Below are 23709 nucleotides of genomic sequence, written 5' to 3'. Positions count from 1 at the left end.
CTTACCTCGTAAAACCTCTGGCAGATCAAATCCAACGGGCATTCAGGGAGGAATGAGTTCGCGTGCCGGGCTCGGCCATAACCCAAACTCCGCTGCCTTCCTTCTGAAGGCGGCCGGCGCCTCTGGGGGCGTGGAATAAGAACGCTTGACGGCGCCGGCCTTGCAGGTTGGGGCCCAGCTTGGCGATTCAGGTAATTCCACGATCGCGGAGGACGCGTCTACGCGCCTCCGTCCGTTTTCGTCGATTTCGCGCATTGGCAGCTAAGCGTTCGTCTCCAGCCACTCGCGCGGCACGATCGTAATGAGACCCGATCCGCCGATTTTCATTTCGGCCGCTATGAACCGCAAAGCGCCGCCCCCGGCAAGGGCGCGCTTGACGATAGCAGGAGGATGAGGGCCGCGGCCAACCACGCGCTCATCGAAGAAAGCAGCCTGACGGCCCTCTCTGACTTGCTGCTGGCCTGTCCGGACCCAGTGGAGCAGGGCATGGCCGCCGTGCTCGAGCTTTTCGACGCGATCCCGCTCGGCGCATACATGGCGATCGTCAATGAGCTGCGCGGCCGCGTTCATCACGGGCATGCGCTAGCTGGTATCCTTTACGTGCACCTCCGGCGCCTCCGGGAGAGCTCGCTGACGGCAAAGGACGTCCCGGATGGCCAAGGCGGACGCCAGCGAGGCTGAAAGGGGCCGGCAGAGCTTCACCAAGCGCCAGCGCCGCCGCGAGGAACTGATCGCACTCGGCAAGAGGATGCTTGCCGCCACGGCCTCGATGCCTATGGATCAAAAGTTGCGTGGAAACCTGTCCCCCCAAACTTTCTTTGGCAAATGCATGTCGGCCCTCCCGATCACGTTGCGAGGGGCGAAGCTGAATCACGCGCACTCGGTCTTCATCGCGTGTTTTCGAAAAGGGTTCGTGAGAAGGGTACCCATCCGGTGAAGCTTTCGATTACCCACATCGTCGGCGGGCCCCGCCAACCTGGTCGGCGAGCGTCGACAGGCTGAGCGGCACGCCTTCGCGGGCATAGCGTTCGGCCTGGCGGTTAAGCGGCTGATGCTGGCCGAACTTCTCGAACAGGATCATCGCCAGCAGGCCGGGACCGGCCCAGCCGCGCGGGGTGGCGTGGAAGGGCGCCGGAGCCTGGCTGATCGTCTCGCAGTCGCGGCAGGTGAACTTCTCCCGCACGTGCTGGATCACCTTCCATTGCCGCGGCACCACCTCCAGCGTCTCGGTCACCCAGCCTGCGCAGCCGATGACCGCCGCAGCAAAGCGGCCGGCGCCGGCTCGACCACGCGTTCGCGCGGCAGATGCTCGGGAAATGGCTGGCGCGCCGGTCGCTTGCGCATGTAAGGCGCCACCTCGGTGGTCCGGGCCGCGGCCTGTTCGGCGGCGATCTCGTCTTCCGTCGCGGTGCTCTCGAGTTCCTCGAAGGTGAGTTCCATCTGGTCGTGCAGGCGGGCTGAGCGTTCAGAACTCTGACCATGCAGCGCGCCCCTCGGTCTGACGGCAGTGAAGTTCTGGACCCGAATGAAATTCAAGGGAACGCTCGCGCTCAAGCGGCACATCAATCCCACGCGCGTGCCGATCGAGACGAAGGAGAGCTACCGCTGGCTGGAGAACTTGCGTCAGTCCATCGCGCTCGTGGGCGCGCCCGAGCGTTTCTTAAACTGGCATCGGAGCTGCTCTGGGCGAGGTACTTGGCGTCAATGGGGCACGTCCAGTAATCATCAATCGAAACATGGGGTTCGACGAGAAGATCAAAACCGTACCCACAGGGGACCGGAACCGGAATGTCAGGCTTCGAAAGCCGATGGCAGAAACCGGATACGCTGTGGCGGCATTTGAGGGCCCGTTCCTGCTCTTGATTATTGCCTGTGAGCTGTGCGCGAAAATCGGGAATGGAAGGGCCGGAGGCAGGAAGCACGGCCTCAGGCCGAGGCGCTAATCAAGCGGGTCGGCAATGATCGCGAAAAGCTCAACACGGCCGGCAGCGAAACTAAAGAAGTAGTCGCGCGTTGGACGGCGGATAACGCTGTTTCGTCTCTGAGTATGGTTTAGGTCAGAGTGGTCAAGCCAACGTCGCGTAAGGCAATCAATGCGTCGAGCGCTAGTCAAGCGAAGTCGCCCGCTCGTGACGAGGTCACTTTAGCGCCGCCCGCTTTCCGGCCGGTCCAGCTCGCAACGCTCGTGGACACGGTCCCTGCCGGCGATCGTTGGATCCATGAGATGAAATACGACGGCTATCGTATTCTCGTTGCCGTCGGCGGTGGCGAGGCGCGAGCGTACACACGATCTGGTCTGGACTGGTCTAGCCGTTTTCCCTCGATCCTCTCCGAGGCTCGCAAGCTCAAGGTGCGCTCAGCCCTGATTGACGGCGAGGCCGTGGTTGTCGATGTGGAAGGAAGATCTAACTTCCAGGCGCTTCAGAATGCATTGAAGGGTGCCCCGGCGACTATCGACTTTTATGCGTTCGATCTGCTGCAGCTCGACGGCGAAGATCTGACAAGGCTTCCTCTTGTTGAGCGCAAGGCGAAGCTGGAGGCGATCTTGCCTGCGAAAAATCCGGTCCTTCGTTACTCCGACCATATCCTCGGCCGCGGAGAAGAGCTGCTCGATCGCTTCTGCGCTGCCGGCCTTGAGGGCGTCATCTCAAAGCTCGCGGATTCGAGTTATGTGGCGGCCCGCGGCGCAAGCTGGCTGAAGATCAAATGCATCAGGCGGCAGGAATTTGTGATTGTCGGCTGGACGCCGTCCGACAAGGTCCGCGCGTTTCGGTCCTTGATCCTTGGCGTTCATGACCGCGGCAAGCTGCGTTACGCCGGGAAAGTCGGCACCGGCTTCGATACCGCTGAACTTCTTCGTCTCTTGAAGATCATGGCGCCGCTTGAGCAGAAGGCCGCCACCGTCGACGCACCACGCGCCGAAGTGCGCGGCGCACACTGGCTTCGTCCGAAACTGGTCGCTGAGATTGCCTTCACCGAAATGACAAATGAAGGGACGTTACGACATCCGATCTATCTTGGTCTCCGTGAAGACAAGAAGCCGGAGGCGGTCGTGCTCGAGACGGAACGTCATGCAGCCGATCTCGCCGCGTCTGCGACAACCGCCATCGCGATAAGTAACCGTGACCGCGTCATCTATCCGGAGTCCAACATCACCAAGGGACAGCTTGCCGACCATTACGCAGCGGTCGCAGCGATCATGCTTCCTTGGGTTGGCAGCCGGCCGATCAGTCTGGTTCGATGCCCACAGGGCCGCGCGAAGAAGTGCTTCTTCCAGAAACACGACGCCGGCAGCTTTGGCGACAAAGTCCACCACGTCGGCATCACAGAGAAAGACGGGCACGAGGAACCATATCTCTATGTCGACGATGCCGACGGACTGATGACTTGCGTCCAGATGGGAACGATCGAGCTGCATGGATGGGGGGCTCGGATCGAGGATGTCGAAAAGGCCGACCGCCTCGTGTTCGACCTCGACCCCGATGAAGGCCTCGATTTTGAGGCCGTCCGCGCCGCTGCCTTTCAGTTCCGCGCTATCCTTAAATCGCTGGGACTTACGACTTTCCCGATGCTGACGGGAGGCAAAGGAGTGCACGTCATCGCGCCGCTCACCCCTGGCGCCGAGTGGCCACAGGTGAAGGACTTCGCGTCTCGCCTGGCGCAGGCGGTCGCCCGGAGCGATCCGGCCCATTTCACGGCCGTGTTGTCAAAGGCGCGCCGCAAGGGTCGCATCTTTGTGGACTATCTACGCAATCAGCGCGGGGCGACCGCGATCATGCCTTACAGCGCGAGATCACGTCCGGGCGCTCCTGTCGCGGCACCGATCACGTGGGCGGAGATGAAGACAATAGACGCGCCCTCTCATTTCCACGTGGGCGATGCTCCTGAATTAAAGAAACGCGCAGTCTCCAAAACTCTGGCTGGATGGGGTCGCGCTGACCAATCCTTGCCCAATCTGTAGCGTCCGACGCGGGAAGAGGCAGTAAAGCCGGGATTCAAAGGGCAACGCGGCGCTCACGGCCTTGCCTCATTGGAACCTGCGGAGATCGGTCTCGTTTGGCTGAAGCCATGGCAAAAATCGATCCTAGGACCGTCGCCAGTCTTTTAAGGGAATACGCGCAACGGGCGTCTATGCGCGGCGACAATCCCTATCGCACAAAGGCATACTTGCGCGCGGCAGACAGTCTGATGGCGCTGTCGCAGCCGCTTGATCGGATCATCGCCGCCGGCGCCCTCACCAAGATCCCGGGGATCGGTGACGCGATCGCAGACATCGTGACCAAGCTTTACCAAACCGGCACGCACCCAAGCCTTGAGAAGCTGCGCGAGGATGTTCCAGCGGGCGTGATGGAGCTGTTTGCCATACCCGGGCTTCGTCCCGATAAGATACTGAAGCTTCATCAGGCGCTCGGCGTGAACTCGCTGGCGGAGCTCGAGGCCGCAGCGAGAGAAGACCGCATCCGCCCAGTCAAAGGCCTCGGCGCCGCGCTTCAGACAAAGCTGCTGCAGAACCTGGCCATCGTGCGAAGCGGCGAAACGCAACTTCACCTGCACAAGGCCGCCGCTCTTCTCCACCATGCGGTCATATCGGTAAAGCAACAGCATCCAGAGTTTTCGCGCGTGGAAATTGCAGGTGACTTCCGACGCGGTTGCGAGCTCGTTTCCGACTTCGCCCTGGTAGCGCAGGCCAGAAAGTCGACTGGAATCGAGGATATGGCCCTCAGGCTTGTTGTCACGGACAGGAAGCACTTTGGCGCGAGCCTGCTCGATGCAACCGGTTCGGCAGACCACCTTGAGCAACTGAAGACGTTCGCGGCCGACAAGGGATTCACTCTAAACGCCGACGGGCTTCATCGCGGGAGAAAGCTGATCGCGTCAGCGACAGAAGAAGAAATCTACCAAGCGCTAGACTTGCAGTTTATCGAGCCTGAATTGCGCGAAGGCAGGGACGAGATTGAGCGAGCGGCAAAGCAGAAGCTACCCACCCTCATTCGGGATGAAGATCTGCATGGCATCCTGCATTCTCACACGACCGCATCCGATGGCACCGAAACGCTTGAGGCAATGGCTGAAGCCACGCGTAGGCGCGGTTTCGAATACTATGGTGTCGCCGATCATTCGCAGTCCGCTCACTACGCAGGCGGTCTTTCGCTGCAGGAGATTGCTGAACAGCACCGCGAAGCTGACCGGCTGAACAAGGCATACAATGGAAAATTTCGCATACTGAAAGGCATCGAGGCGGACATCCTGGCGGATGGCTCGCTCGATTACCCGGATCATATCCTGGAGCAGTTCGATTTCGTCGTCGCGAGCGTGCACAGCCGCTTCAAGTTGCCAAAGAAGGAACAGACGGAGCGTATCATCGAGGCGGTCGGAAATCCTCGGACGACAATCATCGGGCACATGACCGGCCGCCAGCTGTTGCGCCGGCCCGGTTATGATCTCGACGTCGACAAAGTCCTCAAAGCGTGTGCGAAACACGGCGTCGCTGTCGAAATCAACGCTCATCCGTGGCGGCTCGACCTCGACTGGCGCTGGCATCAAAAGGCACTCGATCAGGGCTGCATCTTCAGCATCAATCCGGACGCTCATTCGATCCGCGAGCTCGACCACATGCATTGGGGTGTCGAGATGGCGCGCAAGGGCGGTGTCCCTGCGAAGCGGGTCCTGAACGCGATGCGTTTGGCGGCCCTCCTTGCGCATCTCGCACGGCGCAGGCAAACGTCTTAAACTGCTTGTGCGCCCGGCCTATCAGCGCAGGAGTCCGTCCTTCTCAAAATCTTCCCAGCCGCGCAAACTGGAGTGCGAGTTCTCATCGGGGCCATGGCTTGCTGAAGCTGCAGTTCCGCGACCGCTTCTTTGAGCACGTTTCATAGCGGCTTTCCCCGCGGCTCGCCGCCTATTCTCTGCAGCCGTCGCTGCGTCCTGTTCGCGCCAGACCGTAACGAGGTCGCGGTCAAGCACATCCTCCACGTGCTGCGGGTCGAAAACGTGAAAAGTGATGTTCCTTGCCCGCCCGCGGAGTTTCACCGTTTTGGTCCCGGCGCTCTGCAAACGACCATCTTTCAGCCAGCGGTGCCGTTCGGCCGTCGAGATCGTCAAAATGTCCTCGATTTCACGGGGGATTACGGGCAGGTCTTCGATATTCTGCAGTGCTTTGGATACGATCCCGAATACCACCTGCACATCATTCTCGGCGCCCTCAGACAGGCGCAGGGTAAGCACGCGGGACTCGATATTGAGCAATTTCCTGAACTCCGTTGGAAGGCGGGCGCGTATTTCGAGAAAAATACCCCTCGCTCTGACGGACGATCCAAACGTTGCAGCCGGGGTTAAAGGCCACTCTCCAATCAGCTTCGCTATTGCATTGATTTTTCGGCGCGTGGACATGCCCCTTTATATAGGTCACCGATTGTCGGCAGCGATGAGCCGATCGCAAAGCCAACTTGAGTTTTAATCCGCCAGCGGTCTGAACCACGATGCCCTAAAAGGCGCAACCACGATTGTTGGCGGGGCCGCTTGCAACTTCGGCTAACAGGAAGCGGCAGAGTTGATTTCAAAGTGCGATATCAGGCGCGTTGCCGCCTGCCGGCTTTGGGGGGCCGCTGGCAGACTGGCCGCTTCTGGAAAGCGAGGGCAGGAAGCAGACATACCGTACGCGTCCGGCCAGCCACGTGCGTTCGAATCTCGCCCCGCGGGCCGAAACGAAACGGAGAACTACGTTTACGCTATTCCCTCCATAGCGCTCACTGATGTCCTCCGGGGAGATCGAGGCCGAAGGCAACCAATGCCAACGTCCATCAGGCGGACATTGGCTCCTGCCGAATGCGGCGCAGGGGTTCGAACCGATCAGCTCGCCTTACGGAATGCTCTGGGATCGCTGACCCAAGTGGCCCACCGCTGAGATGTTGAACTCTTGTTAATCCACATTTCATTGGTTGTGCTCCCCTCAGCCGGAGCTTCGTCCAAATATGGATAGATGCCGAGGTATTCTTGACCGTCATAGCTTGTCTGATGATTTTGCGTCACGGGGAGTACCGCCACGGCGCCGTTGAAGCCGTCAAAATAGCCCAGTTCCCAAGGCATCCATTTGGAGGATCCGGAATTTGCAGTATGCACGTAGACGAGTGACTTGCACTGGCGCATCCGCATCCGAATGACTTCCGCGTTTGCAGCGGTGACATTGGCTCTGTCCAATTGCGGATCTTCCAGCCAGTCGACGTAGACTGTTTTGCCATAGTCCTCCAGAACGCCTTTCACGCCCAGAATGATCTCGGCGTCAGAAGTCGAATGACTGAGAAAAATGTCGAAGCTAGTCTTGGTTTTTGCTGTTGCGACTTCCTCCTTGAGAACGGCTTTCGCCGTTCTCGAGATTCCAACCTTTCGCTGGGCGCGCTGTCGTATGCGGCTTTCCGTGAATGTGGACACTAATTCCCCCTACATTATCTGACGACGATATTCTCGGTCGCGCTGCTCGGCAGGACCATGCTGCTGACAGAACTTCAAACCTCCACTTAAATGAATGCTGGTGCATTGTTTGAGCGCATCGGCCGTGACAGGTCATATTCGCAGAGCGTTCGATCGTCGTAGGCAGTATCAATCATCGTCACGAGATTGTTCAAATTTCCGGCGATGCGATCCCACGTGGTCACGGAAACCTTTGCCTTTGGGGCCAGTAAGTTATCGATGATGCGGGCAGGAAGGTATGGGTAGCGCCGTTCATATTCCGCCCGGTCGCTGATGGTGCTCCACGAGGTGCAATCAGGATAGACCGTGGCCTTCTCAACTTCGTGCGCCGCCGTCCAATATGTGGGATTGGTGGACGGAAGCTGGACAACAAGGACGCCGGACTGCTTATTGACCGCTCCATCATACATGCTGGAGTATATTTCCCAATCGACATGCTTTCTTCCTCTGGTTTCCGTGCCAACCAAGACGATGGTAAGGCTTGAATCCCTGAGATAATAATCTCGGATGATCCGACGGATGCTTTCGGTGGGAAGATTGTCGTTAACGTCGTTCGTATCAACAGATACGTCGATGAACAGACCATATTGGTTGGCCCATTGTTGTAATTGGTGCTTGGCCCACTGGTCGTTGGCGTGATGATAGCTGATAAAGACTTTGTGCATCGGGTTACCTTATTTTTCGAGCAGCGGCCGCGAGTTTTAGGATTGGGTCGATCAGTTCATTGAGATTCTCACGCGGCTCGCGCAATTCCTTCAGCGCATCGAGCAGAGCTGCGTCTCCGTCAGCACCGTCACCAATCGAACGGTCGGCTAACTCAGCGGCGGCATAGCCGGTTGCACCTATGGGAATACAGGTCACGCCATGTTGTCGGGCGATTTCGAACTCGCGGATCATGCCGTCGGCGACGACGGTATCATCGCCAACCTTCTTGTTGCCAAACAGGAACAATGCGATGCCCGCTGACGATATTATGTCTTGGCGGTAGGCTTCCCAAACTTCCGTCCGTTTCGCCTCATCGGCGATGTATTGCGGAAAGGGCCGCATCAGCATTCGATCCTCGATATGCCCGTGGCGGTCTGCGTAAATCGCTTCAAGTGCGCCCGTGAACAGGGCATTGCCGACGCCAAGGCCCATGCCTGTCGCAACGCGAAGCTTGGCAGAGATCAAGGCCGAACCCAAAGTCCGCATAAAGCTTGTCACCACCGGTTCACCCCACGGCGCGAAGTCACTCGCGCTCGACGAGACGAAGATCGTCCGGCTACGGTATTGCCGTTCAATCTCGGCCAAGATGTCGGTAATCTCGCTATATTCGTCGACCAGCAAGGGACGAATGTTAAAACGCTTCAGGTCTTCGAGCACGAGCTCTTGGCGAATTTTTCCATATTCAAACTCAGCCTCGCTTTCATCCGTGCGGCGGGTCCGGTTCCGAAAGATGGCGTAGTGACGGCGCTGGTTAGTTTTGAACGTGATCCGCACCCGAGCCAGCACCTGTTCAAGGTTCGGGTCCGTAAAACTGAATCCGACGAACAAGAATGATTTCGACACAAGATCACCAGCCAGCGCGTTGATGAACGCTCCACGGTCACTCGCGTAACGCTCGTAATCATCGCGCGTGGCGACCGCTTCATCTGGCCGGTCAACATCGCCATGCATCTTGTAAACGATGGCGTCGCGGCGGGGCTGTGTGTTCGCCAACTGCGGTACGGCCCATTTGACATCCACAATCTTGCCTGCGTCTTTAAGCGCAGTCTCGATCAGCTTGTCGTAGTTGGTTGTCCAGTAGGTCGTGATGGGAAGCCGCGCTAGCAATCTGTGATTGGCGGTGGGCGGGTTATTTGCCGAGAAGGCGTTGACGATAGCCGTGTGAAGAGCGTGCCGATTCTGGTGGTTCGCGTTTACATGAAATTGCGCCACCGCGACGAGATCGGACTCTTTGTCAACGTCGAGATGGAGTTCTTCGGCTAGCGGTCGGACCAGGTTAGCCCAATCCACAAATCCGGCAGGAGCCGACAGTCCGGCCCCAGCAAAGATCGCTGCGTTACCTGCCTCGATTTCCGCAAGAAAACTGGCAACAAATCCCTTTACGTCATCCCGCATCGATCGACTCTTCGTTGGTCGTTGGTCTTACGGTCTGGCAATAGGAAATATCGCCCCGTCCCCTCGCGAAACATGGGTGTGCTGGGCCAGATATTCAACCTTCAATCCGATACATTAAGCATAAGTTAGAAGTTCTTCTCTGACTGCCGACAAAACTGAGCCAGTTGCTTGGGGCGCTGCCCCTGGCGCGGCACAAGGGATCGCTGACGCTCGACCGGCACGGTCTCCCCAGCCTTCCGCGCGGTAGAACCCGCGAAGACTATCTTTCCCGACTATCCGCGGAGGTCGGAGTTCAGTGACGACCGTTGGATGAACATCACCCGCAGGACATTCGTTAAGGTGGCCGTCGGCTCCCCGATGGCCTTCGCCTGGCCGGGAAAGACGCTCGCCGCCACGCCTGCCCCGCTGATGCGCACCATCCCTTCCACCGGCGAGGCGATTCCGGCGGTCGGGCTTGGCACCTGGATCACTTTCAACGTTGGCGACGACCCGGTGCTTCGCGATGAATGCGTCGACGTGATCGCCGCCTTCTTCGAGGCGGGCGGGCGAATGATCGATTCCTCGCCCATGTACGGCTCCTCGCAGCCGGTGACCGGTTACGGGCTGGAGAAACTCGGTCGGCCCGAAACGCTGATTTCGGCCGAGAAGGTCTGGACCTCGTCGGCCGGAAGCGGACCGGCACAGATTGAGGAGTTACGGCGCTTGTGGGAAGTGCCGCGCTTCGATCTCGTGCAGGTCCACAACCTCGTCGCCTGGGAAGCGCATCTCGAAACACTGTTCGCCATGAAGGCGGACGGGCAAATCCGCTATGTCGGCATCACGACCTCCGAAGGCCGCCGGCATGATCTGTTCGAAGATATCATGCGGCAGCATCCGCTCGACTTCGTGCAGCTCACCTACAACATCGTCGACCGCGAGGCGGAGGAGCGGTTGCTGCCACTGGCGGCCGAGCGCGGCATGGCGGTGATCGTCAACCGGCCGTTCCGGCAAGGCGCGCTGACGGGCAGGCTGGAAGGCGAGCCGTTGCCGGATTGGGCGGCCGATATTGGTGCTGGGACCTGGGCACAGTTCATCCTGAAGTTCATCCTCGCGCACTCGGCCGTCACCGTCGCCATCCCCGCCACCACACGTGTCGACCATGTGCGCGAGAACCTGGCGGCCGCGGCCGGTCCCCTCCCGGACACGGCGCTGTGCGAGCGGATGGCGGCCTACGTTTGGGATCTCTGAATGTCGGAATGGTGGACCTACCGGCTGGGAGATTTCCTGCTCTTTTCGCCGCGCGTCTACCGGCGCATGTTTGAGCTGCACAATGTCGCGTTCTGGCCGTTGCATCTAGCAACGCTCGCCGCCGGCCTCGCGATCGTCCTGCTGGTGCTCCGGCGGCTGCAGAACCACGCCCTCTGGATCGCCTTCATCCTGGCCGTGCTCTGGGCCTTCGTCGGCTGGTCGTTCCTGTGGAGCCGCTATGCGAGCATCAACTGGGCTGTCGCCTATGTCGCGCCGGCCTTCGGCCTGCAAGCGCTGCTGTTGGGGTTCCTGGGCACAGTGGGCGGACTTGCTTTCGATCGGAAAGACATCGCCGGGCAGCTGGGGCTGCTGCTCGCGGTGATCGGCCTTTTCGCCTAGGCGCCGCTCTTCGGGCGGCCATGGACTGGCGCGGAAGCCTTCGGCATCGCGCCGGATCCAACGGCGATCGCAACGCTTGGCATCCTGCTCGCGGCGAGTGGCAGGCTCATGGCGCTGTTGCTTCCTATCCCGCTCCTATGGCTTCTTTTCAGCGGCCTGACGCTGCACACCATGAGCGATCCGCAGGGATGGCTGCCGTTCTCGGTGGTGGGGACGGCTCTTGCCGGACTGGTCCTGCGCCGTTTGGGTCGGTAAATGGGCGATCCGGCTGGGCCGTGCTCAGCCGGGACTTGCCGCTCCCCGGGACGCTCGATGCCTCCTCGTATGGCTTTCCGCGCCCCTATGACCTGCAGCTGCCGCTGCCCACTGGCTGATCGGTGCTGGCGTGTCGGCACAGAGGGGGCAGTTTGTCTGAGAGCCTGGCCAGAACCAGCCCTACCACCCCGCCGTCTGGTGCCGTCGAGAGGGCAACCCACCCGCGGTTGGTTCGTTGGTTCTATGCAACAATTATCGGATTCCCGCTTGCATCCGGCTGCGGTCTTGCAAGGCAGCCGCGCTTCCTCTTCGGAATTCTCAACTGCAGCGCTTTTCCTTTTCGCCACAGACTGTAGCTGTGGTGCATGCTGCTTTCGATCGAAGACCTGCGGAAATCCTATCCCGGCCCGGAAGGCCCGGTCTCCGTCCTGCACGGTGTGACGCTCTTGCTCGACGCCGGCGAGACGCTGGCGCTGACCGGCGAATCCGGCTCGGGCAAGAGCACGCTGCTGCACCTCGTGGCGGGTCTGGATGCCGCCGCCGGCGGGCGCGTCGTTCTCGACGGGCAGGAAGTCACCGCGCTCGACGACAGTGATCGCGCGCGGCTCAGGCGAAGCGCGGTCGGCATCATCTTCCAGCAGTTCAACCTCATCCCCTCCCTGGACGTCGCCGCCAACATCGCCTTCCAGGCGCGTCTGAACGGCGCGCCGGACTCGACGGAGCTTTCGCGGCTGGCCAGTGCGCTGGGCCTGCAACCGCATCTGCGGAAATACCCCGAGCAGCTGTCCGGCGGCCAGCAGCAGCGCGTGGCGATCGCCCGCGCGCTCGCCGCGCGGCCGAAGCTGATCCTCGCGGACGAGCCGACAGGCAACCTCGACGAGGCGACGGCGGACGAGGTGATGGAGCAGTTCCTTGCGCTTGTGGCGGAGACCGGCGCGGCGCTCCTGATGGTCACGCACTCCCCGCGTCTTGCAGCACGTCTCGGGCGCCGGGCGCATCTCAGCCAGGGCCGCCTCGCATGACCGGCGCTGTCTTCTCGGCACTGGCTTCGCACTGGCGACGCAGCCGGCTCCAATTGCTGACGCTGGTGCTCGGCCTCGCGCTGGCGACGGCCCTCTGGTCGGGTGTGCAGGCGATCAACGCCGAGGCGCGCGCAAGCTACGACGCGGCTGCCGCCACGCTGGCCGAGGGCCGGTTCGACCAGCTGATGCCGCGCGAGGGGGATTCAATGGCGCAGGAGATTTTCGTCGCGCTGCGCCGCGCCGGCTGGCTCGTCAGCCCGGTGGTGGAGGGAAGGCTGCGCCTCGGCAACATCTCTGTGAGGCTCGTCGGGGCCGATCCGCTGACCGCGCCTCCGGGCTCGGCTGCGAGTGCGGTGTTGACGCGTACAGACCTCAATCGCTTTCTGCGCGCAAACACGCTGGTAGCCGACCCGGAGACGGCGGCGCTCCTTGCGGCGAACATACCCAACCCGGTTCTCGCCGATCAGGCGGTTGCGCCGGGCACCGTACTCGCCGACATCGGCGTCGCCCAGAAGCTGCTCGGCCGTGTCGGGCGCATCAGCCGCTTGATCGTCCTGCCGGAGCAGCCGCTGCGGCAACGGCCGTTGGCCGAGATATCGCCGGACCTCGTGCTCCAGCGCGCGGACGGCGCGACCAATGTCGGCCGGCTCACCGACAGCTTCCACCTCAACCTCACGGCCTTCGGCTTTCTCAGTTTCGCGGTCGGCATCTTCATCGTCCACGGCGCGATCGGCCTTGCTTTCGAGCAGCGGCGCGGCATGGTTCGCACCCTGCGCGCGCTCGGCGTGCCGCTCCGCCGCCTGATCGTCCTGATGGTACTGGAGCTTGTCGTGCTGGCGACGCTTGCAGGCGCGCTCGGCATCGCGCTCGGCTATTTCATTGCAGCACTTTTGCTGCCGGACGTGGCCGCGACGATACGGGGCCTCTATGGCGCCGACGTTGCCGGCACGCTGCAGATCCGCCCGGCATGGTGGCTCTCGGGAATGGCTATGGCGCTCGGCGGCGCACTGCTTGCCGCCGCGAGCGCCCTATGGCGACTGGCGCGGATGCCGGTGCTTGCGAGCGCCGGCGGGCGCGCCTGGGCGCTGGCCTCGAGGCGGACGCAGAACCTGCAGGCCGCAGCCGCGCTCGTGCTGCTCGCGGCAGCGGGCGTGCTGGCCGTCACCGGAGGTGGACTGGCCGCCGGCTTCGCGCTGCTCGCCTGCCTGCTGCTTGGCGCAGCCCTTGCGCTGCCGTCCTGTCTCGCCGCGATCCTGCGCCTTAGCGAAGGACAAGCCCACAGCGCCATGGCGCAATGGTTCTGGGCCGACACGCGCCAGCAACTGCCTGGCCTGGGGCTCGCGTTGATGGCGCTGCTGCTCGCCGTGGCCGCGAATGTCGGCGTTTCCACCATGGTCTCCAGCTTCCGCCTGACCTTCGTCGGCTTTCTGGACCAGCGCCTGTCGGCCGAGCTCTACGTCGATGCGGAAGCGGTCGCGGACCGGGCCGGCCTGGAGCGCTTCCTCGAGGCGCGCGCCGACGCCGTGCTGCCGATCATGTCGGCCGATGCGACGCTCGCCGGCCTGCCGGCGGAGATTTTCGGGGCGCGGATCGGCTATACCTACCGCGAGAACTGGCGGTTCCTCGACGCGGTGCCCGCCGTCTGGGACGAGGTCGAAGAGGGTAGGGCGGTTATCGTCAACGAGCAGCTTTCCCGTCGCGCTGGCTTGCGCGTCGGCGAGATGCTCGCGCTGGGTCCCGGCCTGTCGCTTCCGGTCGCGGGCGTCTTCGGCGATTACGGAAATCCCATCGGCCAGGCCATCGTCGGCGAGGCGCTGTTCCGCCAGACTTTCCCTGGCATCGAGCCGAGCCGCTACGGCGTGCGCACCGGCGATCCTCAGGGCCTGCGCCGGGCGCTCACGGAAGCGTTCGACGTCCCAGTCGCGCGCATCATCGACCAGGCGGCGCTCAAGGCGTTTTCGCTGTCGGTGTTCGAGCGCACCTTCTCCGTGACCGGGGCGCTGAACGTGCTGACGCTGGCGGTCGCTGCATTCGCCATCCTGATGAGCCTGCTCACCCTGGCGGCGATGCGGCTGCCGCAGATGGCGCCCGTCTGGGCGATGGGGACGACCCAACGCCGGCTCGCAGGGCTGGAGATCCTGCGTACCGTCCTGCTCGCCGCGATCACCGCATTGTTGGCCTTGCCACTGGGCCTGGCGCTGGCCTGGGTGCTGCTTGCCATCGTCAATGTCGAGGCGTTCGGCTGGCGTCTGCCGATATACCTGTTTCCTACCGAATACGCCCGCCTGATGCTCTTCGCGCTCGCCGCCGCGCTGCTCGCTGCGCTCTGGCCGGCCTGGCGGCTTTCGCGCATGGAGCCGGCCGCGCTGTTGAGGATATTCGCCAATGAACGCTAGGGCTCTCATTTTCCTGCTGCTGAGCGTCGGCAATGCCTTCGCTCAGGGCTTTGCCGGGCTCGGCACGGACACTGAAGGTTTCGCCGTCCCGGAACCGGGCAAGCGGTTCGAGTTTCCGCGGGATCACGGAGCCCATCCGGACTACCGGATCGAGTGGTGGTACCTGACCGCGAACCTCACCGGGCCCGACGGTGCGGACTACGGCCTGCAATGGACGCTGTTCCGCTCGGCGCTTGCGCCCGGCGAGGCCGAGGGATGGGAGAGCCCGCAGGTGTGGTTCGGCCATGCCGCCGTCACCAGCGCCACGACCCACCGCGCCACGGAGCGTTTCGCGCGCGGCGGCACGGGCCAGGCGGGTGTGACCGCCGAGCCTTTCGCGGCCTGGATCGACGACTGGCAGATGGCGGGCGACACCTTCGACAGCCTGCGTCTCACGGCGACCGGAAAGGACTTCGCCTACGACATCGCAATGCATGCCGAAGGCCCGCTCGTTCTCCACGGCGACCGAGGCTACTCGGTGAAGTCGGCGAAGGGGCAGGCGAGCTACTACTATTCCCAGCCCTTCTTCGCCGTCGAAGGTACGATCACGCTGCCGGAAGGCGAGGTTCCCGTGCGCGGCAGGGCGTGGCTCGATCGTGAATGGTCCTCGCAGCCGCTGGCGGAGGAACAGACTGGTTGGGACTGGTTCTCGCTCTCCTTCGACACAGGCGAGAAACTGATGGGTTTTCGCCTGCGCGATGCTGCTGGCGGCGGATTCACCTCGGCCTCCTGGATCGCGGCGGACGGTGAGCCAACGCCCTACGGCAACGGCAAGCTTGTCATGATTCCGCTGGAGACGAGCCGGGTGGAGGGGCGCAAGATTCCTACGCGCTGGCGTCTCGTCTTGCCCGACCGTGCGCTCGACGTCACCGTCGGCGCGCTCAACTCTCAGGCATGGATGGGTCTCAGCATCCCCTACTGGGAAGGTCCGGTCCGGGTGATAGGCACCCACACGGGCAAGGGCTATCTGGAGATGACGGGCTACGAGAGGCAATGAGCTGGATCGCCGGCTGGAAGGCGCAGCACTCTGCGCTTGCCGGTGCGTTGAATCGTCCTGGACAACTCCTGGAACACGTAGGCGCGCGCCACTGCCGTCCAGCGCGAAGGCTAATCCGGCGCCTGTTTCGGCACGGAGCCCAGGAGGAATCACCGGTGTGGTCACCGTGTCGGGCGGTTCCTTGCTCTCCTTGTCGCCGGTCGTCGGCGGGATCAGCACGCCGTTGCAGTCTTCCAAGGATAGTCGAGTGCCATTGTCTGCCTCATCATTCGGGCCTTCCGCACCATTGCGATCGGATGCCTTCGTTCCAGTCCTCAGGTTCGGCCTGGCAGGGATTGTCCTGGTTGGTGCTGCGACAGCGTGTTGTAGTTGGCATCGTGCCAACCATTGAATCCAACTAGGGCGGATAAGAGAGCAAAAATAAAATAGGCGAAGATCATGGAGGAGCCGGAGCAGTTTAGTAAGGCGACGTAACCTATCGCTAGTGTCGCTAAAGCTCCCGTCGCCTTGGCAAGGCAAGTGAGCCTCCACGCACCTAATCGGCATCCGACAATTGGATCTAGCTCTTCTCGGAGAGCCCGTAAGAAGTCACGTCCATCATTCGGATACATGAGGTGGTATCCAAAACCGAGCTATTTCACCCTCACACTCCGGTTCGAGCTCCGCGAAAAACGGCATCACGTGTTGAGCGCGTCGAACATCGTCTGAATATCAGAGCCTGCCGGCTGGCCTAGCGTGATCCAGAGAATGCTCTAGACCGCCATTCCGGCGGAAAAGAGCCGGTTTAGCAGGGACAGATCATTGGGTTGTAGATTAGTACCAGTCGGAAATCCGTAGATTTTTGCCGCGAGCACGGGAGTTCGGAGGCGACCCGCTGCACGCAAATGGCATACTACGCTTAAGGGAGATTTCGACCCATGAAGCGCGGATTCCAACATTTCACCTCCAGTCACCGATATTGTGAGTTTCAGTTACTTGCCTTGCATAAATGGGTGCCATAGAAAGGAAATGAGGATGATATGCGGAATTATTTCTGGAAATTTCATTGAAACAGGCGCAGTAATTGAGCTCTAACAAGGTTCAGACGTTACAGCTGAACATGACCTCTTTTTCCTATCTATGCCAAACGGCGGATATGCAAGCCTCTATCCTTTCGGCAACGATAGAAATGCAATTTTAGTGTCTGCAGAGACAGCGCCAGCAGCATATCGCAACTTTAGGCTCGAGTTGGTCGAAGGAAATCGATGGCTATTAGAAATGTTGAACGAAGGTAGCTGAGGTAGGAATTTGAGCAGTTTGCTCTTTGAGACTGCCTGATTGACTCCCTATTTCACTTGGTCTTGTCGGGGACAGGGCCTCGAGGGGGTGAAGATTCGACCGCGTTGCTTTGTTAGTTACAGTCGTGATTGTTTGGTTCAAGGGTGTTGAATACCGGTCTATGGGATAACTCGCTCGATGAAGTGATCCTTCGTTCGGAAACAAAACCTCTTGGTCGGCTCCGTGCCATCTCCCGACATTTCTCAGAGGCGCTTATTCCCCATTGGCAATGACTGCTTGGAAGGATCCCACCAAAATCACAGCTAGTGTTGAGGGAGCAATGGGACCACGGCCAAGCGCATCATATTTGGCCCATCATTTGCCAATGAGTGTCACGAAGTGCTTTAATACGTTCTGCGCAGTCCGCTCCGCAGTACGTCCAGCCGCTGCCCACTGCGCAAAGTGTCCGTCAATGTACATGCGTGCGAGCCCGTAGACGAGCGCCCTCGCGGCTATCTGGGTCTCTGCTATGTCGTCTGACCGGAGCATGTTTCGTCGCTGTGCTTCTGCCATTGATCCTTCTACCAGCGAACGCACAGCATCGTTATCGCGACGCAGCGATTCCGAACTATCCCAATCAATAAGACTCCGTGTCGAGATGATCTGGAAATGGGTGGGGTTTCGAATTGCCCAGCGCAAATACGCGATTCCAACGGCGGCAAAGCGCTCAATCGGGTCGCCCGTAGCAACGTTCTCGACTGCATTCGTAATCTCCGAGCGGAACCGGCTCATTGCCTCCTCTGCAACAGCCGTCATCAATGCGGTCTTGTTGCTGAAATGACGGAAGGGTGCGCCGGCGGAAACGCCCGCACGCTTTGCGGCTTCGCGTACGCTCACATTGTCGGGGCCGCCCTCCTCGATAAGGTGGACCGCGGCATCGATCAACGCATCCCGCAGATTGCCATGATGGTAGCTGGTGCGGCCAGGCCTCTTGGCTTTTGGCATCTCTTTCCCTTCGTTCTGTCGAGCTGGATCACGCGTCTGTACCACGATTTCGGCAATTATGTAATCACTGTTTACACCTTCGACAAAAGGATGTAAGCAGTGATTACAGCGGGGATAGGAATAGGCCTGCGGTCTCCGCGGCTCCCAAATTCCCAGATGGAGAAACGAACATGCTCGCCAGAAACGCCGAACCCCGCCGTCCGCAATTCACGTCGTCGCAGAGCTCAGCCGAAGAACCTCGGCACAAGGAGAATTTCGCGACTGTTCAGTCGAGCGCCGCTGTGTCCAGCGTCACGCTTTATCGGCTTGCCTCCGTCGCTGGAGCGGGAAGCGCGCTTATTCTTCTGGTCAACGCGGCTAAACGCAGCTCGCTCATCCCGACCACCGATCTAACGCAAATTCTCGCACCACTCGCCGAGATATTGGCGCTTGGTCTTGTCGTAGGCTTGTTTTTTGCGTTTGGCCGGCGCGCGGGCTTGTTCGGCACTATCGCCTTTGTCATCAACTTCATTGCACTGGCAAGTCTGGAAGGTGTGGAAGTGGTGATCAATCTCGTATTTTCGAAGCTTCCGCTGGCAACCATCATCGACCTGCGCGGCGGGCCGCTCGGACTCGTTCTGGTCGTCAGTTCGTTTCTTTTTCTGTTTGGGACGCTCGCGTTTGTAATCTCTCTTGCCGTCGGAAGAGCCGTGCCGCGCATTCCACTCGCTCTCTATTTCATTGGCGCGGTGCCTATCGCGCTCCGTGTGTTCGTGCCGGAGTGGGCTCTCGACCTGGGCCTGGTAATTCTTGCGACAGCGATCGCCTGGCTGGCCGGATGGCTGTGGATACGCGCGAGCACTATCGACGACTTGAGGCCGGAAAACGTGACCACCTTTGCTCCTCAGAATTGATGCCCCTATCGCTGCAATAGGTTTGCTGTGGCGGCGGCGTCGGGTCACCAGCGGACTTCACCATCGGCCGCTCCGCGCGCCATTTGCTGACCTTCCTGCCGCTTCTCCAAACCAGCCGTTCGCGCTACGACCTGATGCGACCCGAAGCGGTCGCCGGTGACAGGCAAAGGAATGTCTCTATATGACCCGAACCGGTCTTCCGATTTTGGCCGGCGCCCAATTTGCGTTGGTTGCGAGCGCAAAACTTACTCCGCCAAACGCGAGCGCCTCGCTGTCAGGGAGACTGTTTGCGCTGTCGCGAATGGCCAGTTCGAGTTTACTTGCTTCCGTTCGAGTGATCGACATGAAGATCTGCATCAGGTCAGTGCTCGTCCATGCAAGCTGGGCATCTAAGGCCCGCTTCTGGCATTCCAAGACTCGAAGCTGCCAGTCACCGGCCCCAGTTGAACCCTTAGGGCGATCGGACTGGATGCGCCTCATGTCGGCCGTTGCGGACGCCTTTGCCACCGCCCAAAATGCAGACATCGCCGGCAACGAGGTGGAACGACCGCTCCCGCCGCCTATTAGGTCTTCAGCTCGCGCTTGAGTTCGTTGAGGAAGCGCCAGTCCGTACCTTTCGCGATAATCCTGTCGGGTGTGGAGCCGATCAAACCGATTTCCTTCAGACGCAGCGCATAGAAGCGGACGGTATCAGTGGAATCGTAGTCCCGCCATTCCCGGTAGGGCAACTCGCTGATCGCTGCGAACGCATCATTGTAGTGGCTGGCGAACCCGCCCGCCACCAAGCGCTCGGCAACCAAGGCCGGCGCAGCGGTGCATAGATCCGCAGCCTTGAGGATGGCGCGCAGCACACGCTTGGTAGCAACCGGATGCGCGGCCACAAAATCGCTGTTGCCGGACAGCATGCAGCAGAAATATTGTGACCAAGGTCGGTCCACAGTGCTGTTGACGATCACGTGCCCGACCTTGTTGCGCCGCAATTCCTGCGGGTCCGGCGGAAAGCCCAGGAACGCATCGATGTCGCCCCGCGCGAACAGCTCCTTGGGCTTGACCGCCGGGTCCACCACCCAGTTGATGTCGCGCGCCGGATCGAGCCCGACATAGGCCGCGATGCTGGCGAGGAACAGATGCGGCCCCGAACCGAGCCCCTGGACGCCGACGTTCCGGCCTTTCAGATCGACGACGCTGTCGATCCCGCGCTTGGCAAACAGCTCGAAGCAACCGGGATGGATGCCGCCGAGCAGAGTGAGCCGCGCACCGGAGTCCAAGGCGACGATCGAATTTGTCACGAAGTTGAGGCTAAAGTCGATCTCGCCATTCGCCACCGCGGAGGCCGTGGCCGCACCGGGGCCTGCGGCGACATAGGCAACCTCGGTGAAGCCCTCAGCGCGCAGCAGATCCTCTGCAACATACTGTGGCGCCACGCAGATGCTAGGGATCTTGGCCAAGCGAATGCGTGTGGTCTCCGGCGCTGGCTCGGCAAGAACTCGAGTTGGAGCGCCGACGAGGCTTGCGGTGCCGGCAGCCGTCAGGCCGGCCAGGAAGCGCCTGCGGCTCTGGATGATTTGCATGTCTACGTCTCCCCTCGAGACAGATGGGATCAGGTTTTTAGCTCACGCTTCAACTCGTCGAGGAAGTGCCAGTCCGTTCCGTTGGCGATGATCTGTTGCGGGCTCGATTTGATCATGCCCGTCTCCTGCATGCGCAGTGTGTAGAACCGCAGGGAGTCTTCAGGATCGAATTCCCGCCAGCGGTCGTAGCGGATACCTTCAGCGTTTGGAGCGCGTAGTCATGCGACGGGACGAAATCGCGATCGACCATCTGCTGCGCCACCCTTTCCGGATCCGACACGCAGAGGTCGGCGGCCTTGAGGATGGATCGCAAGACCCGCTTGGTCGCCACCGGGTACCTGGTCACGTAGTCCGTCGTCGCGGAGATCATGCAGCAGAGATACTGTGACCATGGGCGGTCGACAGCATTGTTGAGGATCGTGTGCCCGATCTTCTTGGCGCGCAGCTCCTGCGGCTGGGGCGGCGTGCCGAGGAATGCGTCGATCTTCCCTTGGATGAAGAGTTCCGTGGGCTTGACGTCCTTAGTCAAGACCCATTGGATATCGTTCACGGGATCGAGCCCGACATACGCGGACATGAGCGTCAACCACTTGTGTCGCGAGTTATTGAAACCATCCACGCCCACCCTCTTGCCCCGCAGATCCGTGACACTGCGGATGCTCTCCTTGGCGATCAGTTCGAGGCATCCCGAGTGCAACCCGGTTAGCACCTTGATGGGCACGCCGGCGTCGATCGACGCGATATGATTCGGCGGAAAGTTCACGGAGAAATCGTCTCACCGCGTGCGATCCACTCCGATTGGTCGACGCTCATATCGCCTTCTACGAAGTGAACGTCTGTGAAGCCATCTGCACGCATCAGTTCCCCGGCGATGTAAGCGCCTGCCCAGCAGTAGGAACCACCAACCCGACGCGGCAGACGAACCGTGGTCGTTTCCAGTGGAGGTTCCGCGTGGAGTGACTTTGGAACACCAGCGATACCGGCAGCGCCTACCATTGCAGCGCCGGCCAGGAAACGGCGGCGGGTTTGGATGATCTGCATCAAGAACGCTCCTCTTCCGATTGGCAAATGACAATACTGGCCGGAACCGAGCAAAAGGGGTTTCGGCAGAGGCAGATGAACCGGTGAACGCTACCTAATAGTTGTGGAACCTAGCGCGCCTAGTCTGATGCGGGAGTCTTGCGCTCTCGATCGCCGGTTCATGTATTAGCAACCGACGATATGCCACGATACGCCCAATTTGTGTAGGTTGCGAGCGCAAAACTTACTACGCCAAACGTCCCGCCAGCACCTCGCTATCAGCGAGACCGTTTGCGCGGTTGTGAATAGCCACTTCGACGCACCCGCTGAACATCCGCTATCGTTCTTCGGACGCCGAAAGCCGCCATTTCGCCGTCGGCCCCAAAGCTGCCAGGCGGTAACGCGCCCAACCGACCTATCAGGCTACAATCAGGCTGTGGCATTCTTGCGGGGACGTTTCGCTGGCGTTGGCTTTTCGGGCTCCTTCGGCTTGCGGCCGAGGCCCATGGCTTTAGCAAGGGCAGAACGCGCTGCTGCATAGTTCGGCGCAACCATGGGATAATCCGCCGGCAGGCCCCATTTGGCGCGATACTCATCCGGAGTCAGGCCATAATGGGTCGACAAGTGCCGCTTCAGCGACTTGAACTTCTTCCCGTCCTCCAGGTTGATGATGTAGTCGGGCGTCACTGACTTGTTGATCGGCACGGCAGGCTTGAGAACTTCAGGTCTTTCCGACACACCGCCGGTCGTGCCCTTCAGGGCGGCATGGACCTGTCCGATGAGGGCGGGTAGTTCACCGACTGGCACCGGGTTGTTTGAAACACAGGCTGAGACTACATCAGCCGTGAGTTCGATGAGCTTGTCCGTATTGCTCTCGGTTTCTTCTGTCACGAAATACTCCTGGCGGATCAAACGATTGGCGTCGAACAGTCGTTTCATAATGACGACCGCTTCCGATAGCAACGAACCTGTTGCATTTCTGTTGTTTCGGCAGTCGCGTGACACTGGTCGACGTGGCCGATCCGCTCCGGCGACGACCTTGTAGCGATTGCCGCGTGCGGTTCCGCCAACAGCAGGACCATCGCTTCCGGCGTCCCGGCTTTGAAGCACGCGGTCAAATCGATTCTCTGACGTGTATTCCTTGCGGAGGTGCGGCCGCGGCGTTTGCCCGTTTGCCGGACGGCAGAGGGAGAGGGTGGATGGCCCGCGTGACGGGTCGAGGGCTGGAAGAGAGGCTTCCGGCGCCCGTCGCGGAGAAAGCTCCATGACCCAGTTGCAAGTTCTCGCTCCTACGGTGAATCCACGGGGCGGTTACAAGGTGGATGTCAGCCGTGGCCAACGTGTCGGTCGCGTTTCTTCCGAGTGGTTCAACCGGCCGGCGGACGAGCGCTACCTTTCTCTCACCGATCTCCATAATTCGGTGAAGCGGCGGTCCGAACGCAGCAAGACCCGCATCGTTGACAGTGAGCTGATCCGCGTCGAGGCCAGCCGCGACGACCCGGAGCGCCTGAAGCTGATGCTGCCTGATGCGCATGCCTCTGTGGCCCCGACGCATTGGAGCTTTGGCCAACTCGCCAGCCTGGTCGGCGCGCCAGCCGCCTAGCCATGTTCGAGGGCTACGCCGGATCGGCCCGGGCCGACTTCCGCCTTGCCGTCGAGCGCGAGCGTGCGCTTGGCCAGCTCGATGATATCGTCGCCCATTACGAGGCCTATCTCGACCGTGAGGGCCCCGCCGGACCGGGCGCTCTCCGGCTGCGCCGCGAGTTCGCCCAGGTGCAGCAGGAGCTCGGCGATCTTCCCGGCCGGATCATGGACCGCAAGCGGCTGGCACCATGCTCGCCCATCTCGGGCGGACCTTGCATGTCGGCTTCCTCAATGATTGCCTGTTCGACGCGGCGACCGCGCTCTGCCTCAAAGATGCGCCGGATGACGAGCGAACGGCGCCGGCCCTGTCGCGCTGCAGCCCCGACCGGTGCCCCAACGCCTGCCTGACCGCCCGGCACCGCGAGCCATGGCAGGCCTCCATCGCCTAGGGCGAGGCGCTGCTGGCCAACCGACGCC

Annotated in this window: 21 protein-coding genes and 2 pseudogenes; 12 read left to right on the top strand and 11 right to left on the bottom strand. The window is 61.0% G+C overall.

Translation table 11 applies throughout. The features are described 5' to 3' along the window. Positions 1 to 261: 261 nt before the first annotated feature. Positions 262 to 579: a hypothetical protein gene (locus NKJ55_RS30915; protein ID WP_352453187.1), complete on the bottom strand. Its 318-nt coding sequence runs from the start codon at positions 577 to 579 to the stop codon at positions 262 to 264. Positions 580 to 652: 73 nt separating this feature from the next. On the opposite strand from NKJ55_RS30915, the gene NKJ55_RS30910 reads away from it, so the two are divergent. Continuing rightward, positions 653 to 937: a hypothetical protein gene (locus tag NKJ55_RS30910; protein ID WP_352453186.1), complete on the top strand. Its 285-nt coding sequence runs from the start codon at positions 653 to 655 to the stop codon at positions 935 to 937. Between the two features lie 33 nt (positions 938 to 970). On the opposite strand, the pseudogene NKJ55_RS30905 reads toward NKJ55_RS30910, so the two are convergent. Next, positions 971 to 1563, bottom strand: a pseudogene (locus NKJ55_RS30905) (transposase domain-containing protein); the annotation flags it as partial. Between the two features lie 499 nt (positions 1564 to 2062). On the opposite strand from NKJ55_RS30905, the gene ligD reads away from it, so the two are divergent. Next, the gene (gene ligD, locus NKJ55_RS30900) at positions 2063 to 3961 is read left to right on the top strand and encodes a DNA ligase D (RefSeq protein WP_352453185.1); all 1899 of its coding nucleotides are present in this window, start codon (positions 2063 to 2065) and stop codon (positions 3959 to 3961) included. Between the two features lie 107 nt (positions 3962 to 4068). Beyond that, complete coding sequence (locus tag NKJ55_RS30895; RefSeq protein WP_352453191.1) at positions 4069 to 5730, top strand: DNA polymerase/3'-5' exonuclease PolX; 1662 nt, start codon at positions 4069 to 4071, stop codon at positions 5728 to 5730. Positions 5731 to 5751: 21 nt separating this feature from the next. On the opposite strand, the gene NKJ55_RS30890 is transcribed toward NKJ55_RS30895, so the two are convergent. The 4 genes from NKJ55_RS30890 to NKJ55_RS30875 all read right to left on the bottom strand — a co-directional run bounded on the left by NKJ55_RS30890 (position 5752) and on the right by NKJ55_RS30875 (position 9567). After that, positions 5752 to 6390: a hypothetical protein gene (locus NKJ55_RS30890; RefSeq protein ID WP_352453184.1), complete on the bottom strand. Its 639-nt coding sequence runs from the start codon at positions 6388 to 6390 to the stop codon at positions 5752 to 5754. A gap of 459 nt (positions 6391 to 6849) precedes the next feature. Beyond that, positions 6850 to 7428 (bottom strand): toll/interleukin-1 receptor domain-containing protein, encoded by a 579-nt coding sequence (locus tag NKJ55_RS30885; protein WP_352453183.1) that lies wholly within the window; start codon positions 7426 to 7428, stop codon positions 6850 to 6852. An 86-nt stretch (positions 7429 to 7514) separates the two neighbouring features. Further along, positions 7515 to 8132, bottom strand: a complete 618-nt coding sequence (locus NKJ55_RS30880) for a TIR domain-containing protein (RefSeq protein ID WP_352453182.1) — start codon at positions 8130 to 8132, stop codon at positions 7515 to 7517. Positions 8133 to 8136: 4 nt separating this feature from the next. After that, positions 8137 to 9567: an SIR2 family protein gene (locus tag NKJ55_RS30875; protein WP_352453181.1), complete on the bottom strand. Its 1431-nt coding sequence runs from the start codon at positions 9565 to 9567 to the stop codon at positions 8137 to 8139. Between the two features lie 309 nt (positions 9568 to 9876). On the opposite strand from NKJ55_RS30875, the gene NKJ55_RS30870 reads away from it, so the two are divergent. The 6 genes from NKJ55_RS30870 (at position 9877) to NKJ55_RS30845 (ending at position 15902) form a co-directional block, all read left to right on the top strand. Next, positions 9877 to 10794, top strand: coding sequence for an aldo/keto reductase (locus tag NKJ55_RS30870; protein WP_352453180.1), 918 nt, complete (start codon positions 9877 to 9879; stop codon positions 10792 to 10794). Beyond that, complete coding sequence (locus NKJ55_RS30865) at positions 10795 to 11193, top strand: hypothetical protein (RefSeq protein ID WP_352453179.1); 399 nt, start codon at positions 10795 to 10797, stop codon at positions 11191 to 11193. A 108-nt stretch (positions 11194 to 11301) separates the two neighbouring features. Further along, on the top strand, positions 11302 to 11448 hold the full coding sequence (locus NKJ55_RS30860; RefSeq protein WP_352453178.1) for a hypothetical protein: 147 nt from the start codon (positions 11302 to 11304) through the stop codon (positions 11446 to 11448). Between the two features lie 365 nt (positions 11449 to 11813). Next, complete coding sequence (locus NKJ55_RS30855; RefSeq protein WP_352453177.1) at positions 11814 to 12470, top strand: ABC transporter ATP-binding protein; 657 nt, start codon at positions 11814 to 11816, stop codon at positions 12468 to 12470. Continuing rightward, positions 12467 to 14866 (top strand): FtsX-like permease family protein, encoded by a 2400-nt coding sequence (locus NKJ55_RS30850; protein WP_352453176.1) that lies wholly within the window; start codon positions 12467 to 12469, stop codon positions 14864 to 14866. Before NKJ55_RS30855 ends, NKJ55_RS30850 begins: the two co-directional genes overlap by 4 nt. Then, the gene (locus tag NKJ55_RS30845; RefSeq protein ID WP_352453175.1) at positions 14856 to 15902 is read left to right on the top strand and encodes a lipocalin-like domain-containing protein; all 1047 of its coding nucleotides are present in this window, start codon (positions 14856 to 14858) and stop codon (positions 15900 to 15902) included. The genes NKJ55_RS30850 and NKJ55_RS30845 overlap by 11 nt, the downstream gene beginning before the upstream one ends. 1632 nt (positions 15903 to 17534) lie before the next feature. Here the strand turns inward: NKJ55_RS30845 and NKJ55_RS30840 are convergent. After that, entirely contained in the window at positions 17535 to 18164 is a 630-nt protein-coding gene (locus NKJ55_RS30840; protein WP_352453174.1) for a TetR/AcrR family transcriptional regulator, read from the bottom strand. Between the two features lie 170 nt (positions 18165 to 18334). Here NKJ55_RS30840 and NKJ55_RS30835 point away from each other — a divergent pair, with 170 nt between their 5' ends. After that, positions 18335 to 19057, top strand: coding sequence for a hypothetical protein (locus NKJ55_RS30835; protein WP_352453172.1), 723 nt, complete (start codon positions 18335 to 18337; stop codon positions 19055 to 19057). A 563-nt stretch (positions 19058 to 19620) separates the two neighbouring features. Here the strand turns inward: NKJ55_RS30835 and NKJ55_RS30830 are convergent. The 4 genes from NKJ55_RS30830 to NKJ55_RS30815 all read right to left on the bottom strand — a co-directional run bounded on the left by NKJ55_RS30830 (position 19621) and on the right by NKJ55_RS30815 (position 22587). After that, complete coding sequence (locus NKJ55_RS30830) at positions 19621 to 20628, bottom strand: ABC transporter substrate-binding protein (protein ID WP_352453171.1); 1008 nt, start codon at positions 20626 to 20628, stop codon at positions 19621 to 19623. Positions 20629 to 20740: 112 nt separating this feature from the next. Further along, on the bottom strand, positions 20741 to 21391 hold the full coding sequence (locus NKJ55_RS30825) for an ABC transporter substrate-binding protein (protein WP_352453170.1): 651 nt from the start codon (positions 21389 to 21391) through the stop codon (positions 20741 to 20743). Continuing rightward, entirely contained in the window at positions 21388 to 21669 is a 282-nt protein-coding gene (locus NKJ55_RS30820) for a twin-arginine translocation signal domain-containing protein (RefSeq protein ID WP_352453190.1), read from the bottom strand. Before NKJ55_RS30820 ends, NKJ55_RS30825 begins: the two co-directional genes overlap by 4 nt. A gap of 408 nt (positions 21670 to 22077) precedes the next feature. Beyond that, positions 22078 to 22587: a Ros/MucR family transcriptional regulator gene (locus NKJ55_RS30815; RefSeq protein WP_502904536.1), complete on the bottom strand. Its 510-nt coding sequence runs from the start codon at positions 22585 to 22587 to the stop codon at positions 22078 to 22080. Positions 22588 to 22912: 325 nt separating this feature from the next. On the opposite strand from NKJ55_RS30815, the pseudogene NKJ55_RS30810 reads away from it, so the two are divergent. Then, positions 22913 to 23248: pseudogene (locus NKJ55_RS30810) on the top strand (hypothetical protein); the annotation flags it as partial. Between the two features lie 232 nt (positions 23249 to 23480). Beyond that, the gene (locus NKJ55_RS30805) at positions 23481 to 23681 is read left to right on the top strand and encodes a hypothetical protein (RefSeq protein ID WP_352453169.1); all 201 of its coding nucleotides are present in this window, start codon (positions 23481 to 23483) and stop codon (positions 23679 to 23681) included. Positions 23682 to 23709: the final 28 nt, after the last annotated feature.

This window comes from Mesorhizobium sp. M0106, from assembly GCF_040322715.1.
Classification (GTDB): Bacteria; Pseudomonadota; Alphaproteobacteria; order Rhizobiales; family Rhizobiaceae; genus Mesorhizobium.
Note: the sequence above shows the minus strand (reverse complement) of the source record. Positions and strands in the feature narration are given on the sequence as shown.